Source organism: Pseudahrensia aquimaris, from assembly GCF_042676045.1.
GTDB lineage: Bacteria > Pseudomonadota > Alphaproteobacteria > Rhizobiales > Rhizobiaceae > Pseudahrensia > Pseudahrensia aquimaris.
Genome location: NZ_JBHTJV010000003.1, coordinates 578,044 through 593,317 on the forward strand (window position 1 = coordinate 578,044; position 15,274 = coordinate 593,317).

13 protein-coding genes and 1 tRNA gene are annotated in these 15,274 nt (G+C 55.3%); 7 read left to right on the forward strand and 7 right to left on the reverse strand.

Annotation, left to right across the window (positions count from 1 at the left end):
• Positions 1-59: 59 nt before the first annotated feature.
• The 4 genes from ACFQ14_RS06300 to guaB are packed head-to-tail and all read right to left on the reverse strand — an operon-like array spanning position 60 to position 3,745.
• Entirely contained in the window at positions 60-1,352 is a 1,293-nt protein-coding gene (locus tag ACFQ14_RS06300) for an RsmB/NOP family class I SAM-dependent RNA methyltransferase (RefSeq protein ID WP_377211850.1), read from the reverse strand.
• The gene (locus tag ACFQ14_RS06305; RefSeq protein ID WP_377211851.1) at positions 1,349-1,777 is read right to left on the reverse strand and encodes an MAPEG family protein; all 429 of its coding nucleotides are present in this window, start codon (positions 1,775-1,777) and stop codon (positions 1,349-1,351) included. The genes ACFQ14_RS06300 and ACFQ14_RS06305 overlap by 4 nt, the downstream gene beginning before the upstream one ends.
• A gap of 7 nt (positions 1,778-1,784) precedes the next feature.
• Positions 1,785-2,243, reverse strand: coding sequence for an MAPEG family protein (locus tag ACFQ14_RS06310; RefSeq protein ID WP_377211852.1), 459 nt, complete (start codon positions 2,241-2,243; stop codon positions 1,785-1,787).
• A 2-nt stretch (positions 2,244-2,245) separates the two neighbouring features.
• On the reverse strand, positions 2,246-3,745 hold the full coding sequence (gene guaB, locus ACFQ14_RS06315; protein ID WP_377211853.1) for an IMP dehydrogenase: 1,500 nt from the start codon (positions 3,743-3,745) through the stop codon (positions 2,246-2,248).
• Between the two features lie 315 nt (positions 3,746-4,060).
• On the opposite strand from guaB, the gene ACFQ14_RS06320 reads away from it, so the two are divergent.
• Positions 4,061-5,296 (forward strand): polysaccharide deacetylase family protein, encoded by a 1,236-nt coding sequence (locus ACFQ14_RS06320; protein WP_377211854.1) that lies wholly within the window; start codon positions 4,061-4,063, stop codon positions 5,294-5,296.
• 52 nt (positions 5,297-5,348) lie between these two features.
• Here ACFQ14_RS06320 and ACFQ14_RS06325 read toward each other — a convergent pair whose 3' ends face one another.
• Entirely contained in the window at positions 5,349-6,077 is a 729-nt protein-coding gene (locus ACFQ14_RS06325; RefSeq protein ID WP_377211855.1) for an RlmE family RNA methyltransferase, read from the reverse strand.
• Positions 6,078-6,081: 4 nt separating this feature from the next.
• Complete coding sequence (locus tag ACFQ14_RS06330) at positions 6,082-7,647, reverse strand: Ppx/GppA phosphatase family protein (RefSeq protein WP_377211856.1); 1,566 nt, start codon at positions 7,645-7,647, stop codon at positions 6,082-6,084.
• A 237-nt stretch (positions 7,648-7,884) separates the two neighbouring features.
• Between ACFQ14_RS06330 and ACFQ14_RS06335 the strand changes: the two genes are divergently transcribed.
• Positions 7,885-7,958, forward strand: a tRNA-Gln gene (locus tag ACFQ14_RS06335).
• 24 nt (positions 7,959-7,982) lie between these two features.
• On the opposite strand, the gene ACFQ14_RS06340 is transcribed toward ACFQ14_RS06335, so the two are convergent.
• A complete protein-coding gene (locus tag ACFQ14_RS06340) occupies positions 7,983-9,023 on the reverse strand; it encodes a LacI family DNA-binding transcriptional regulator (RefSeq protein ID WP_377211857.1) in 1,041 nt (346 codons plus the stop codon).
• Between the two features lie 129 nt (positions 9,024-9,152).
• On the opposite strand from ACFQ14_RS06340, the gene ACFQ14_RS06345 reads away from it, so the two are divergent.
• The 5 genes from ACFQ14_RS06345 (at position 9,153) to ACFQ14_RS06365 (ending at position 15,172) form a co-directional block, all read left to right on the forward strand.
• A complete protein-coding gene (locus ACFQ14_RS06345; protein ID WP_377211858.1) occupies positions 9,153-10,670 on the forward strand; it encodes a tripartite tricarboxylate transporter permease in 1,518 nt (505 codons plus the stop codon).
• Positions 10,667-11,128 carry a tripartite tricarboxylate transporter TctB family protein gene (locus tag ACFQ14_RS06350; RefSeq protein WP_377211859.1) on the forward strand — a complete coding sequence of 154 codons (462 nt, stop codon included), beginning with the start codon at positions 10,667-10,669 and terminating at the stop codon, positions 11,126-11,128. Before ACFQ14_RS06345 ends, ACFQ14_RS06350 begins: the two co-directional genes overlap by 4 nt.
• Before the next feature lie 32 nt (positions 11,129-11,160).
• On the forward strand, positions 11,161-12,132 hold the full coding sequence (locus ACFQ14_RS06355; RefSeq protein ID WP_377211860.1) for a Bug family tripartite tricarboxylate transporter substrate binding protein: 972 nt from the start codon (positions 11,161-11,163) through the stop codon (positions 12,130-12,132).
• 68 nt (positions 12,133-12,200) lie between these two features.
• Positions 12,201-13,631 carry an acylating sulfoacetaldehyde dehydrogenase gene (sauS, locus tag ACFQ14_RS06360; RefSeq protein ID WP_377211861.1) on the forward strand — a complete coding sequence of 477 codons (1,431 nt, stop codon included), beginning with the start codon at positions 12,201-12,203 and terminating at the stop codon, positions 13,629-13,631.
• Positions 13,628-15,172 (forward strand): AMP-binding protein, encoded by a 1,545-nt coding sequence (locus ACFQ14_RS06365; protein ID WP_377211862.1) that lies wholly within the window; start codon positions 13,628-13,630, stop codon positions 15,170-15,172. Before sauS ends, ACFQ14_RS06365 begins: the two co-directional genes overlap by 4 nt.
• Positions 15,173-15,274: the final 102 nt, after the last annotated feature.

Consider the following 15,274-nt stretch of genomic DNA (forward strand, 5'->3'; position numbering starts at 1 on the left):
ACAAACTGAATTTACTGGACGTCTATAGCATGGCTTTTGCAGGGGAGTCAGCGGCGGCGCTACTGCTTCTTTCGACCCATCACAGCGAAGAAAAATCCGTCTGTTCCCGTCGATGCCGGGGTGAGCGTGATGCTCATCATATCTGCCGACCACGGCTGCGGTTTATCGAATCCAAATATTTCCTGCCAGACTTCACCGGCTGAAAGCAGTTCGAAATCGGTGTTGTCTTCGAGGAAGGAAGCAATCTGGTTTTCATTTTCCTCCGGCAACACAGAACAGGTGATGTAGACAAAAAAGCCGCCCGGTTTCACGAATGGCGCGGCCTCAGTCAAAACCTCTTCTTGCTCGGTAAGGCGTGTCTCCAACGATTCTTTTGTTAGCTTCCATTTTGCATCCGGTCGGCGGCGCCATGTTCCGGTTCCCGTGCAGGGCGCGTCTACGAACACGCGGTCCATCGCACCCACGAGATCGGACAGATCGGCATCCGGCGCATGGACTTGTGCGTTGCGGATGCCTGCGCGTTTGAGGCGCTCATAGATCGGTTTCAGGCGCTGTTTATCGGTATCGTAAGCGTGGATTTGCCCCTTGTTTTCCATCGTTGCCGCCAGTGCCAAAGTCTTGCCACCAGCGCCTGCACAGAAATCCATGACCTGTTCGCCGGGACGGGCAAAAATCAGATCGGAGACGATCTGCGAGCCTTCGTCCTGGATTTCGAACCAGCCTTTCTGGAAAGCCGCATCGGCCTGCACATTAGGTTGGCGCGAGGCCCCCTCGCCTGCTGGAATACGCAGGCCGTGGCGGGCGATGACGGTTTCGACCGCACCCGACTTGTGCAGTGCTTTGGCAACTTTGGAGCGGTTGGCCTTCAGTGTGTTCACGCGCAGATCAACAGGCGGGCGTTTGGTGAAGGCTTGGGCTTCAGCGATCCATTCTTCGTCGAAATTTGCTTGAAAGGATGGGGCCAGCCATTCAGGAATATCGGCCTGCACGTGCTCTGGCGCATCTTTCAGATTGCGCGTCGTGAAGGCCTCGATTTCCTTCTGCGAGAGCGGGTCAGGTGCGAACTTATCGCCTTCAAAAGCAGCGTTGAGGCTGTCAGGGGTAAAGTCCCAGAACCGCATTAAGGTGCCGAGCACCAATCGGCGGGTTTTGTCGCTGTCCATAATGTAGTGCGTGGAAGCACGGTTGCGCAGCGCGTCATAGACGATGTTGCCGATGGCAGAACGATCGCCGGAGCCTGCGAAGCGGTGATCCAGACCCCACGCTTTCAGCGCTTCGGAAGCCGGACGCTTACGCTTCTCCATATCCGACAGCACTTCGATCGCCGCCTGAACACGTCCACCCAGTCTCATGTCATCAATCCTGATTTTTGTGCGAAAAACAGCAACCACATACAGGCGAGAGCTGCAAAGTTTATCACGAATACCTGTCCGCGAAGCGGCACGTTATCGCCGCTCACTTGAACGATGGTGTGGAGCACGCGACCGACCAAAAAGATAGTGGCGAGAATGATCTGAGTTGAGTTCACCATTTCCGTGGCGAACAACAGCGCGACCAGCGCGTAGAACAGCATCGGCACTTGAAACTGGTTATCAAGGTTTTTTGCCCAGCGGCGAGAAGCCTCCGGCTCTTCTCCGATACGGGCGAAGTCAGCGTTTTCCGCTTGCCCCCGTTTGACGGCTGACATGCGTTTGATCGAAACCATGACGAACAAGAAGAAGATCAGCATCAGATGCCCGAATACGGGAATCAATATGCCGTTTGGCTCATCAAACATGACAGGCTTACGCCCAGAGCAAGGCTGAGATCGCCAGTTCAACCATCAGCGCAATGAGGGCATAGAAGGACCAGATGAACAATTGTCGGCGGCGCAGCACGTTGTGCTCGCCGATCATTTCGTTTGCGTGTTGCCACCGCAAGGCAACATAGACCGCCGCGAGAACGACAGTTATCCAACTGGTTACCCCCAATGCCATACCGATGGCGATGACCGCGTAAAACAGGACCGGCGCTTCAAACTGGTTGGCTACCGCGCGGGTGTATACAGCGAGTTGTTCCGGCTCTGCCTGAGTTGCGCGGAAGATTTCCTTGTCCACCTCGCCCTTTTTCACGGCCGCATAGCGGGCTTTGCTCATCACGCCGTAAAGCCGCAATGCAAGCGCCATGTTCAGAAGAACGATTAGAACAAGCAGCCGCAACTGCCACGGTTCGGCAAAGGTCCAGATTGGTGCTATGAAATCCATGCCTATCTCCGCGAATAGTTCGGGCTTTCGCGCGTGATCGACACGGTGTGGGCGTGGCTTTCTGCCAGACCCGCCGTCGAAATTCGCACGAACTGAGCGCGCTTGTTGAACTCTTCCAGGTTGGCTGCACCGACATAACCCATCGATGCGCGAAGCCCGCCTGCAAGTTGATGCAGCACGGAACCGACCGGGCCTTTATAGGGAACTTGGCCCTCAATACCCTCCGGCACCAGTTTCATTGTGTCGCTGACCTCGGCCTGGAAATAGCGGTCGGCCGAACCGCGCGCCATCGCGCCGACGCTGCCCATGCCGCGATAGCTTTTGAACGAGCGGCCTTGGTGCAGATAAACTTCGCCCGGGCTTTCGTCAGTGCCAGCTAACAGGGAGCCGACCATGACGACCGATGCCCCCGCCGCCAAAGCTTTGGCGAGATCGCCGGAAAACTTGATGCCCCCATCGGCTATCACCGGAATATCGTGTCTGGACGCAACTTCCACCGCTGACATGATGGCCGACAATTGCGGGACACCTACACCGGCCACCACGCGGGTGGTGCAGATGGAACCGGGGCCGATCCCGATTTTCACTACATCGGCTCCTGCATCGATAAGTGCCTGCGTGCCAGACGCGGTTGCGACGTTACCTGCAGCGATGCGCACATGGTTCGACATCTTTTTGGCTCGTGTCACAGCATCCAAAACGCGCTGAGAATGGCCGTGGGCGGTGTCGATCACCAACAGGTCCACACCGGCATCAATAAGGCGCTCGGCCCTTTCCATGCCATCGGGGCCAACCGTCGTTGCTGCGCCCACGCGCAGGCTGCCGTGTTCGTCTTTGGTGGCGTTAGGATTGAGTTGGGACTTCTCCATGTCTTTGACGGTGATAAGCCCAGTGCAATTTCCCTTGGCGTCAACCACTAGCAATTTCTCGATACGGTGCTGATGCAACAGCTTGCGCGCTTCGTCTTGCGATACGCCCTCGCGCACGGTCACAAGGTTTTCACGGGTCATCAGTTCATAGACTTTTTGTGCCGGATCCTCGGCAAAGCGCACGTCGCGGTTGGTCAATATGCCAACCAGGCGCCCCGTGTGATGCCCGCCCTTGCCGCCGTTCTCGACGACAGGAATGCCGGAAATGCGGTGCGCCGCCATAACATTTTGCGCGTCTTGCAATGTTGCATCGGGGCCAATGACCAGTGGGTTGACCACCATGCCGGATTCGAACTTCTTCACCTGCCGCACTTCTTCCGCCTGTTCTTCAGGTGTGAGATTGCGGTGGATTATGCCAAGCCCGCCCGCCTGCGCCATTGCGATTGCGAGGCGGCTCTCGGTCACCGTGTCCATCGCGGCGGAAAGAATCGGAAGGTTGAGGCTAATGTCTTTGGTAAGGCGGGTGGAAACGTCGACCTGGTTGGGCATGACCTCGGAATGACCGGGCTGCAACAGCACGTCATCGAAAGTTAGCGCCTGTTCGCCAGTGGAAGTGGTGATGATTTCAGCCATTGTGTCAAACCCGCTTTGCGGCCCACTCGGCATCTCCGTAGGAGGCGAGGCAGGCATTGCCATTTGACGCTTGCTGCTATCACGCGGTCGAGCGGGTGAAAAGGCCACCACTTGCGGCTTTTGCGTCAAAGGTGTTGACGATCGCAATTTGTTTTCCCGAACCGCACATATGCCCCCGCACTTAAGAGCAGTAGCCGGGGCAAGAGGCAGGCACTTGAAGGTTTATTAACCAAGTTTGTTCACATTCTCTTTAGTTAAAGGTTTTGCGTCCGGCGCTCCCCAAAAACACGCTGGCGGTTGTTTTAGGAATTGGGAATGTTCAAGAAATCTTCGTTGGGCCTGCTTGCCATGGCCGTTTCATTTGTCGCCATGGCCGCGACCGCAAGCGCTTCGTGTCTGGGCGTTTCGCGCACGATTAACGTATCATCGTTCAACGCAGCAATGGGTGCCAATGCAAGCGCTGGAATTGGTCTTCGCCACAAAGAGGTGGTTCTGACATTTGACGATGGGCCCATGCCCGGCAAAACAGTCAGCATCCTGAACGCGCTTTCGGCTGAATGCACAAAGGCAACGTTTTTCATGGTTGGCAATATGGCAAGGGCTTATCCAAGCCTCGTGCAGCGTGTTGCCCGCGCCGGTCACACGGTCGCCCACCACACGCAAGCTCATTCGCACCTGCCCGGCACTTCAATGGCCCGTGCACGCGCCGAGATTCAAAACGGTGTCGCCATGGTCAACAAGGCGCTTGGCCCGATGCGCAGCCGCTCTTCCCGGCTGTTCCGCTACCCTTATCTTGCCCGTAACGCTGCGCTTGATCGTGTTTTGCGCGAGCACAGTTTGCTGCCGTTTTCAGCCTATATCGATAGCACCGACTGGAAACCTATTTCTTCTGACGCGGTGGTGAACCGCGTGATGAGCCTGCTCAACGCGCGTGGCCGCGGTGTAATCTTGCTGCATGATATTCAATCCCGCACAGTTTCTGCCCTGCCCAAACTGCTCGATCGGTTGCAGGCTGGTGGTTACAAGGTTGTGCATGTTCGCACAGGCCGCATGGGCTCACCTGCTATGGCATCGCTGCCGCCTTCAAAAAAGGCACGCAAAAAGGCGATCAGCCGAAAGAACGTAGACCGCCGCATCACCGCATCCATCAAACCCAAAAGCACACGCACGCGCACGGTTGTTACGTCCAGCCGTTCATCAAAAAGCGAAAAGCGAACAAGCCTGATCGGCCGGCTTTTTGGAAATAATTCCAAAGACGAAGTGACGAAGACAAACACTCGCAAGAAAGTTTCCAAGAGACGCGCATCCAAGGCGAAGGCAAAGCCCAACAAATCCATGTCTTGGCGCGAAAAACGTCGCGCCGAGTCGCTGGCCCGCTCCAAGGCCAAGAGGAAGGCTGCAAAGGCCAAAGTGAAGCGCTCAGCCAAAAAAGGCGAAACAAAAAAGCGGCGCTTTTCGTTGTTCCGAAACTCGATAAAGCGCAAGCCGGGTGAAAGCACAGCAAGCTATCATTTCCGCATCAAGCGAGCGCGGGAGCTAGCCAACCGCTAACCCCATATGATGAAATGAAAAAGGGCCGCTCGACTGAGCGGCCCTTTTTGTATCAACCGTTGTCGATTGGCTTGCGGTCCATCGCGAGGAGGTAAAGCTCCACGGAACCGTCTCGCGAGGCTGGCGGTTTGACGTGGTGAATGTGCTTGAAGTTGCGCTTCATCTGATCAAGCAACTCTTTTTCCGTTCCACCTTGGAATGTCTTGGTGAGAAAATGCCCACCGGGTTTCAGAACCTGAAGTGCAAATTCCAAAGCCACCTCCACCAAGGCCATAGTGCGTATATGGTCGGTGCGTCGGTGGCCTGTCGTCGGAGCGGCCATATCAGATATGACAAGATCCGGAGCGTGGCCTCCCAGAGCTTCCATTAGCGCATCCGGGGCGTCATCATCGAGAAAGTCTTTCTTCAAAATCGTCGCGCCCGGCACAGGGTCCATGTCGAGATAGTCGATGCCAACGACGCGGATGTCCTCGGCCTTGGAGCCCAGTTTGGCGGCAGCCACCTGACACCAGCCTCCCGGTGCCGCGCCAAGGTCCAGCACGCGCTGACCGGGCTTGAGCAAATTATAGCGCTCATCCATCTCGAGCAATTTGTACGCTGCACGAGAAGCATAGCCCTCGGCTTTGGCTTTTTGCACGTAAGGGTCGTTCAATTGGCGCTGAAGCCACAGCGTCGAAGACAGCTTGCGACCACGGGCCGTTTTGACCTTCGTGTGCATGTTGCGAATGTTGGTGGACTTGGGTGTTTTGGGGCCACCACCAGGTCTGGATCGTCTTGCCATAACTCTAATCCTTACCTTGGGTCGGCTGGCCCTGCTGATTTGACCTTTGCGGAGCGCGGTTTGCCGGACGGCGCTGCCAGGCGTTGTCTCGGTTCATCATTTCGGTCAGCAAACCCTCGCGCAGGCCACGGTCGGCAACACGCAGACGGGGACAAGGCCAGCGTTTCTGAATCGCAACCAGAATGGCGCAACCGGCCAAGACGAGGTCCGCGCGTTCCTGCCCGATGCACGGATTGCGCACGCGGTCCTCAAACGACATGGCCAGCAGCGCTTCGATCATGTCATCCACCTGTTTCGAGGCCATCCATGTGCCGTCAACCTGACGTCGGTCATAACGCGGCAATTTCAGATGGATGCCAGCAAGGGTTGTAACGGTTCCAGAGGTTCCCAGCAGATGCACTTCGCCTTCGCTGGCAGCATCTTCGAGCATGTGCTGGCCTTCGAAGTTTTCGAGAATGCCGCTAACCTCTTCCACCATGTTGGCAAAGATTTCCCGGGTGACATGCTTGCCGCCACCGTGACGTTCAGAAAGCGTGACAACGCCAACAGGCATCGAGGTCCATGAAACCATTGCCGGACCAAGATCATGCCGCTTACGTTTGCGCAAATCGAGTAGTGCCAGTTCCGATGAACCGCCGCCGATATCAAACAGAACCGCGCCCTTGGCCTTGCGATCAACCAACGAGGCGCAACCGGCAACCGCCAAACGCGCTTCGGTTTCGCGGTCAACGATTTCCAACTTCAAACCGGCTTCTTCTTCCACACGGGCGAGGAACTCCTCGCCATTCATTGCCTGTCGGCACGCCTCGGTTGCGATCAAGCGCACGCCTTTCATGTTTCGGCTAGCGAGTTTACCCGCGCAGGCTTTCAACGCTTCCACCGCCCGATCCATCGCCGTATCGCTCAATCGGCCTGACCCTGCCAAGCCTTCGCCTAGTCGAACGATCCGCGAAAAGGCGTCAACCACACGGAAACGACCAGGTTGCTGAGGGACAGCGACCAGAAGCCTGCAATTGTTCGTTCCCAGATCAAGCGCTGCATAAGCGTTGTTGTGCTGATGTTTGGGTCGCGCTTTGGGCGTCCCATCATGTTGCTGCGGCTGGAGTGGCGATTGCGGCTTTTTATTTTGACCTTGAGACTGGCGCGCCTGCGGGTTTCGGCGAACAGAACGGCGGTTTCTATGCTGCTGCTTGCCCGATTGCTTGGGTTTTGTTTCGTAGGTCGTTCCGGCCAGATTGGCGTTTTGATCGTGCGGATCAGTTACGCTTGTTGGGCCATCAACTTTATGAGGTTTACGCCCCCGACCTCTGCGACGCGCCCGCTTGCTCTTTTTCGCGTGGCCAAGCGATGAGCCATCGCTTTTATCTTCCGCGTTAGCTCGCGGCTCAGCCTTGGTTGCTTGCGCACCCTGAAGAGACCCTGCCCCGTCGTTGGAGGCATTTATGGCGTTGTCGGCCTGAACGTTTTTGCGTTTCCGATTACGGTTTCGACGCCGCTTTTTCGGTCCTGCTTTTGCCTCGCCATCCTTGCCAGCGTTCGCGTTGGCTGATGTCTCGGTTTCAACGCTCATCCCCGGCCGCTTGGGAGCTTGTGCCCCCGTCAATGCATCGGACACCGGAAATCCTTTTGGCGGCGCGCTTCCCGCAATCGCGGAAGCCTCGACCGGCCGTTATTTTCAAGTTGTCACCAAGATAGCACGAAGTGCTGCAGGCACAAGACTGGGTGTGAGCAAGTGCACCCATAGCGCGCACTTGACGGCTCAACACCGCAAGCCTAGATACCGCCCGCGCAGACCGCCTGCGTCCAATGGGGAATAGGTTAACGGTAGACCCACGGACTCTGACTCCGTTAGTCCTGGTTCGAATCCAGGTTCCCCAGCCAAAGCGGCTTTCTGCTTGTGGCGAATCATTCATCGCACGGTGCGGCTGTTGATCCTCTACGAATAAAATTGAGTTCCACTTCGCGCCGGAACTCTGGATTTGGCCTGCCGGTCTCATTCATCTCGACCAGAGTATCGGCAGCCAGAGCGCCAATCTTTTTGGCTGGAAGTCTGATTGTTGTCAGACCCGGTTCCATGTGAGCAGAACCTTGAAAGTCGCCGATGCCGATAATGGAGACGGCGTCCGGAACCTTCAAATGAAGTGCTTGGCAGGCAAACATTGCGCCGTGGGAGATAATATCATTGCCGCACACAATGGCTGTCTTCGGTTCGCTTTTCAGAATGTTCACGACAAGTCGCTTTGCTTCGCCCACATCGTAAGAGCAGGTATGAATAGCGTCTGCTGAAACCTGAATACCGCCTTCTTTCGCCTTGCCAATCGCACCATCCAGTCGCGCTCGCGCACGATCATTGCCCTTCGTGTCAGCGAAGATAAAACTGATTTTGGTATGTCCAAGCTCCAATAGATGTTCCACCGCCATCTGGCCCGCCTTGAAGTTGTTGGCGCCGATGCAAGGCAAGTCCGACGTTTCAGAAAAATTCCAGATGGAGACCACAGGCACATTGCGTTGGGCCAGCATATTGAGCGCGATGGGGTCGTGGTCAAAACCAATTAGGGCAATTCCGTCGATCCGACGTTCCAGAAGGGAGCGAACAATGGCAACTTCGCGCTCCAACTCGTAGCCATGAGCGGCGATCAGCATTGTGCGGTCATGAACGAGCAAGCGTGATGCAAACGACTCGATAAGTTCTGAGAAAATTGCATTATCAATAGTGGGCACGATGATGCCGATCGTTCCGGAGAAACGATTGTGCATGGAACCGGCCATGCGATCGCGGATGTATCCAAGATCGTTTGCTGCCCTTTCGATCCGCGTCCGTGTCGGTAGTTTCACCATGTCAGGAGTGTTGAAAAAGCGCGAAACTGTGGCTGGTGACACGCCGGCACGCGCAGCAACCTCAACGATTCCCGGGGCACCTTTTCGCGATCTGACGTGCTTGGGCATGTGCAAAACTCAAAATGAAAACGTTTGCATTCTTGTTTTCATGGCATAGCCTTTCGGCAATTGCCAGAAAATGAGAGATCTGGCGATTGGCCTCGCATGAGGTCACGATCTTGGGAGGGGTCAAGGCGTATGGAGTTTCTCGGCTATTTCGGCGGAGTTTTCGAACCAACGGCATTCCTGCTGTTGTTAGGCGGGACTATTGGCGGTCTGATTTTGGGCGCAACACCTGGCCTTTCACCGACAATGGCCGTGGCGCTGTTGATCCCATTCACCTTCCAGCTTCCGCCAACGCAGGGGCTTATTCTGCTCGGCGCCGCCTATACGTCAACGGTCGCGGGCGGGGCAGTAAGCGCCATTTTGTTGAAAATACCGGGGGCGCCTGCCAACATTGCAACTGCGCTCGATGGCAACGCGATGGCCCGCAACGGACAGGGCGCAAAGGCCCTGCATATGTCGTTCATGGCATCCGGCGTTGGTGGCGTGATCGGTGTTTTGCTGCTGATCTTTCTGACACCAGTTTTGGCCCAGTGGGCGCTGGCTTTCGGGCCGTCGCATCTTTTCTGGATGGCGATTTTGGGCGTCACGGTAATCGGTTCGCTTGATTCAAAATCCTTTGTCAAAGGGTTGCTTTCCGGTTGTATCGGTCTTTGGCTTTCGATGATCGGCTATGACGACATTCAGGGTGCGCAGCGGTTCATTTTTGCTGACGCGCTGACGGGCGGCATCAACATAATCTCGGCATTGATCGGAATTTTCGCCATTCCGCAGGTTATCGAAATGTTTGCCAAAGGGCGTGTGCCGACCTCCATCTCCGCGCTGGAGGTGGAGAAACAATCCATCATGGCATCGCTCCGCGAGACGTTTGTTTTCAAGCGGGCGCTTGCGATTGGCACGGTCAGCGGCTCTGTTATCGGGCTAATCCCCGGTGTTGGCGGGCAGATTGCTGGACTTCTAGCCTATGACCAGTCGAAGAAATTTTCGGCCGAAAAGGACAAGTACGGAACGGGTTATCCCGAGGGCGTGATCGCGGCGGAATCGGCAAACAACGCCATGGTTGGACCGTCGCTCGTGCCGTTGCTGACGCTTTCTATTCCTGGCAGCCCAACTGCCGCTGTGTTGCTTGGTGGCTTGCTGATCCACGGCATTTTTCCCGGTACGGACCTTTTTGAGAACCACCCTCAAGTGGCGTGGACTTTCATTAACTCGATGCTTATCGGCCAGATTTTGATGGTTATATTCGGCATCTATATCGCCAGCTATGCGGCCAAGGTTGCGCGCATTCCAACGCCCATAATGGCGGCGGCCGTGATGGTGCTGGCTCTGTTCGGCTCCTATTCGATCCAGCAGTCGTTTGGCGATGTTCAGATCATGCTATGCTTGGGTTTCTGCATGTATTTTCTGGAGAAGTTCGGCTTCTCAGCGGCACCGCTCGTGCTGGGACTCATCCTCGGGCCAATCGCTGAAGCGAATTTCACGCAAGGCAGCATGATCGCAACAGCGACAGATGGCTTGCTTCCCTACTTTTTCTTGGGCCCTCTCAACATGTTCCTCATCGCACTGGTTATCGCGTCGATTGCTTACAGCTTCTGGGCATCGGCTGTTAAACAAGCCAAGGAGCGCGAACCGCTTCTGGAGGCCGCGCAATGAAGGCTAGCATCGCAGAACACCGCATTGCTTCAGGCTTCATATTGGCTGTAGCCGTTGGCGTGGCCTATATAAGTTTCACTGGCGAGCCGGTGGAGGCTTTCCTGTTCCCGCGTATTATTGCTGTGGTCATGCTGACGCTGGCTGCTTGGAATTTCTTCCGCGCCATTACGGGCGTATCGAAAGTAGGCGAAGGTGTATCTTGGGAACTGGCGAAAACCATTGCGCCGGGGGCAGCAATCATTCTGGTGTACATATTCGTGCTGGCAAAATTTCTAGGCTTCTACACAGCGTCAATGGTCACATTCGTTTCCATCTTCGCGGTCTATGACCCCGCGCCGCACACCGAAATCATGTCATGGGTGAAACGCATTGCCGTTGCGTTTGTCTTCATGGCCGTGATGTACGGGCTTTTCAGCCTGTTACTGCAAGTCCAAACGCCGAGAGGCATGTTCTTCTGATCGCTTGGGTCAGACATTCTGGGAGGAATACGATGAAAAAGTTTTTTAAAACTCTGGCGCTTACCACGGTCGCAGTCGCGGCTAGCTGGAGCATGGCGCAAGCCGCAGATTATCCCGATCGCCCAATCGGTGTGGCTGTGTCTTACGGAGCTGGCGGCGCAACCGACTTTCAGGCACGCATTGTGACGATGGTGGCTGGCAACGAAGATATTCTGGGCCAGCCCATGTACATCATCAACAAGCCAGGCGCTGGCGGGCGCGTTGGCTGGAACTGGTTTGCCACCGAAGCAGAAGCCGATGGCTACACGTTGTCGGCCTACAATATTCCACATTTCATAGCGCAGTCGATTAAAGGCGGCGTGAAGTATTCTGCCGATTCCTTTGAGCCGATCGCAAACTGGGGTGAAGACCCTGCCGTTGTCATCGTGCCGAAGGACAGCCCCTACAATACGATGCAAGAGCTGATAGAATACGCAAAAGCCAATCCCGGTAAGGTGACGACTTCCGGGGCCGGCCTGTTCGTCGGCCATCACATCGCGGCGCTGCAGATCGAGAAAGCCTGTGAGTGCAAAATAGCCTATATCCCGACAAAGGGTGGTGGTGCGGCTGCGATGAAGGCAGTGATCGCCGGTGATGTTGTCGCCGGTATCAACAACCTTTCCGATGCCTACCGCGCTAGCCAAGCGGGCAATGTGAAAGTGTTGGGCGTGGCCGATTTAAAGCGCAACAGCGACTTCCTGCCGGACGTTCCCACATTGAAAGAAACCGGCCTTGATGTAGACAATTCGTCGGTGAACTACCGCGGCCTCATGGTGCCCAAGGGCACGCCGCAAGAGGTCATCGACAAACTGGCGGCCCAAGTGCCGATGATGTTCAAGCACTCGCGCGTTGCCGGCAAAATGAAGGCCGGCGGCTCCCCCATGAACATCATGACCCGTGACGAGGTAAAGGCGATGTGGGCCGCACGTCAGGAAACGCTGAAAGAACTTTTGGCCGGTCTTTAATCCGAACCTTCGACAGGCGGGTTACACCGCCTGTCGATGCTTTTCCTTTATTGAGAGACTTTTAAAAGATGGCCCTTGCGCTCCAGACGTCTGACCTGTCCGAAGACGAGATGATCGTCGATACTCTGATAGAGCGTGCACGGATTGCCCAACGCGCTTTTGAGCACCGTGCAGATCAGGCCCGCTATGACCGCGCAGCGCTTGCCGCCGCATGGGCCTTGATGGAACCATCGCGCAACGAGGAACTCTCCAAACTCGCCGTTGCAACCACTGGTCTTGGCAACGTGCGCGATAAGATAACGAAAAATCACCGCAAGACACTTGGGGTATTGCGGGATATCAAAAACTCCAAGACCGTAGGTATTATCAAAGACGACTCCGCGACAGGCATCACCGAAATCGCCCGCCCTATTGGCGTCGTGGGTGCAGTTGTGCCATCGACAAATCCGGTCGCCACGCCCACCAACAACGTGGTCAACGCACTCAAATGCGGTAATGCCATCATCCTATCGCCTTCGCCTAAAGGTGTTGAGGCTTGCATGAAACTGCTGGGCTATATCCATGCGGAATTCGACAAGATCGGCGTGGCAAACGATCTGGTGCAGATGATTCCGGCTCCGGTCTCCAAGGCCAAGGCGCAGCGTTTGATGGAGAAAGCCGATTTGCTCGTCGTCACGGGCAGCCAGAACAACGTCCACCGCGCCTATTCGTCTGGCACACCTGCTATTGGTGTGGGGGCTGGAAACGTCACCGTAATCGTGGATGAGACAGCTGATCTTGCTGCAGCTGCCGACAAAATCTCGGCCTCCAAGACGTTTGACAATTCCACATCATGCTCATCGGAAAACGCGCTGATCGTGGTCGATGCCGTGCGCGATGCGTTCATGGCGGAACTCCACCGCGCGGGCGGCAGGCTTCTGGATAAACCCAACGCAGCAAAACTCAAATCTGCCTTGTTCCAAGGCGACGGCTTGAACAGGCGCATCATCGCGCAAGACGTGGACAAGGTGATTGCTGAAGTGGGGTTAGACTTAGCTGATGCCGAGACAGCAAAATTCCTTGTCATCGAGGGAAGCGGTATTGGGCCAGACTATCCTGAATCTGGCGAGAAACTGTCTTTGGTCGCGACGCTGTATCACGCCCGCGATTTTGACGGTGCCAAGCGCATCGCCTCTGAACTTCTCACCCATCAGGGGGCTGGCCATTCGGTCGGGATTCACACTTCAATTGATGAACGTGCCGTGAGCATGGGTGCTGAAATGCCAACATGCCGGGTGATCGTTAATCAGGCCCACTGCTTTGCTACAGGTGGATCATTCGACAACGGCATGCCTTTCTCCCTGTCTATGGGTTGTGGCTCTTGGGGCGGCAATTCGATTGATGAGAACTTCAATCATAAGCATCTGATGAACATTACCAGAATAGTGCGCCCGATTCCGATTGATGAACCAGCAGTAGACGAGATATTTGCTGACTATTGGCAGGAAGCGGGAAAGTGACTTCTGTTGCTTTGGAAACGCCTGAAAATGATGCGCCAGATTTGTCTTCAATCAGGCAGATCATCGATCATCACGCTTCATCCCAACCTGACGATATCGCCCTCATTGACCCGCTGTCGGGTGCGGACATTACATATCGTGAATTGCAAACCAGTGTTCAGGCTGTTGCGCAAGCCATTGTGCTTCGGGGTGTGCGACCCGGCGAGGCTGTCGCCTATGCTGCCAGCAATTCTCCACAAACTGCGATCGTGGTTTTGGGCATCGCCTACGGCGGCTTTCTGGCAACGGCTATCAACCTTGTAGCGGGCAACAGCATTATTTCTTATGTGCTGGAGCATTGCGAGGCCAAGCTGATCTTCGCCAATGATGCCGGATTAATGGCGCTTGAAGAGCCACTGCAAACCGCTGGCGACCTTCCGCTAATGGAGATTTCCAACGACTTGTTCTTGCTCAGCGATGTCTATGCAGCAGACGCCTCAACAGCGGAACTTGGTGGCTTGTTGATGTACACATCCGGCACAACGGGGCGGCCGAAGGGCGTGGTGCTATCCCAATCGAACCTGATTGCAGGTGGCGCAAACACCGCTCTCGCACATCAACTTTCCAGCCGTGATCGTGGTCTTTGTGTATTGCCGCTTTATCACATCAATGGGCTTTGTGTGACTGTCATGGGCGCACTCGTCTCGGGTAGTGGCTTGGTTCTGCCGCCAAAGTTTTCTGTATCTACATTTTGGTCCACGGTCATTGAGCAAGGTTGCACGTGGTTTTCAGTTGTGCCCACTCAGATTTCCTATCTGCTCCATGATGAGAGCAAAGAAATTCATCCTTCTCTTTTACAAAGAGTTCGCTTTGGTCGCTCGGCATCAGCACCGCTGTCACCAGATGTCCAATCTGCTTTTGAAAAGAAATTCGGCATTCCAATCATTGAAACAATGGGGCTGACGGAAACCGCAGCGCAAATTCTCTCAAACCCATTGCCGCCAGGAACACGCAAGATTGGCTCACCTGGAATCGCATTTGGCAATGAGGTCATGATAGCAGATAGCGAACAGCGCGAAGTTGCCCGTGGTACAGAAGGCGAAGTGTTGGTCCGTGGGCCAAACGTGATGAAACTGTATTTGAAGAATGAAGAAGCAACGAGAGAAGCGATCACCGAAAAAGGCTGGCTGCGCACTGGCGACTTGGGGCGCATGGACGAAGACGACTACGTTTTTATTACCGGCCGCCTCAAAGAATTGATCATCAAAGGTGGAGAAAATATAGCACCGCGAGAAGTGGACGAAGCGCTCTACAGCCATACGGATGTTATCGAAGCTGCCGCATTTGCCTGTCGTTGCGAACGTTACGGAGAGCGCATTGAGGCGGCAGTTAAACTCAGCAGCGTTTCGCAATTGAGCGAAGCGGATCTGATCGAGCTGTGCCGCAACAAACTCGGAAAGTTCAAAACCCCCGACAGAATTTATGTTCTCGATGAACTGCCCAAGGGACCATCGGGCAAAATTCAAAGAATTAAACTCGCAGAAATCTTCGATTTAGCCTAGCCAATAGGTCCGCCTTGAAATAGGCGCGTTCACGTTCGGCATCTGGTCAATGCGGCTCGTTGTTGATCATTTCACTCTTTTGCAACTGCGGTGCGAAGCACG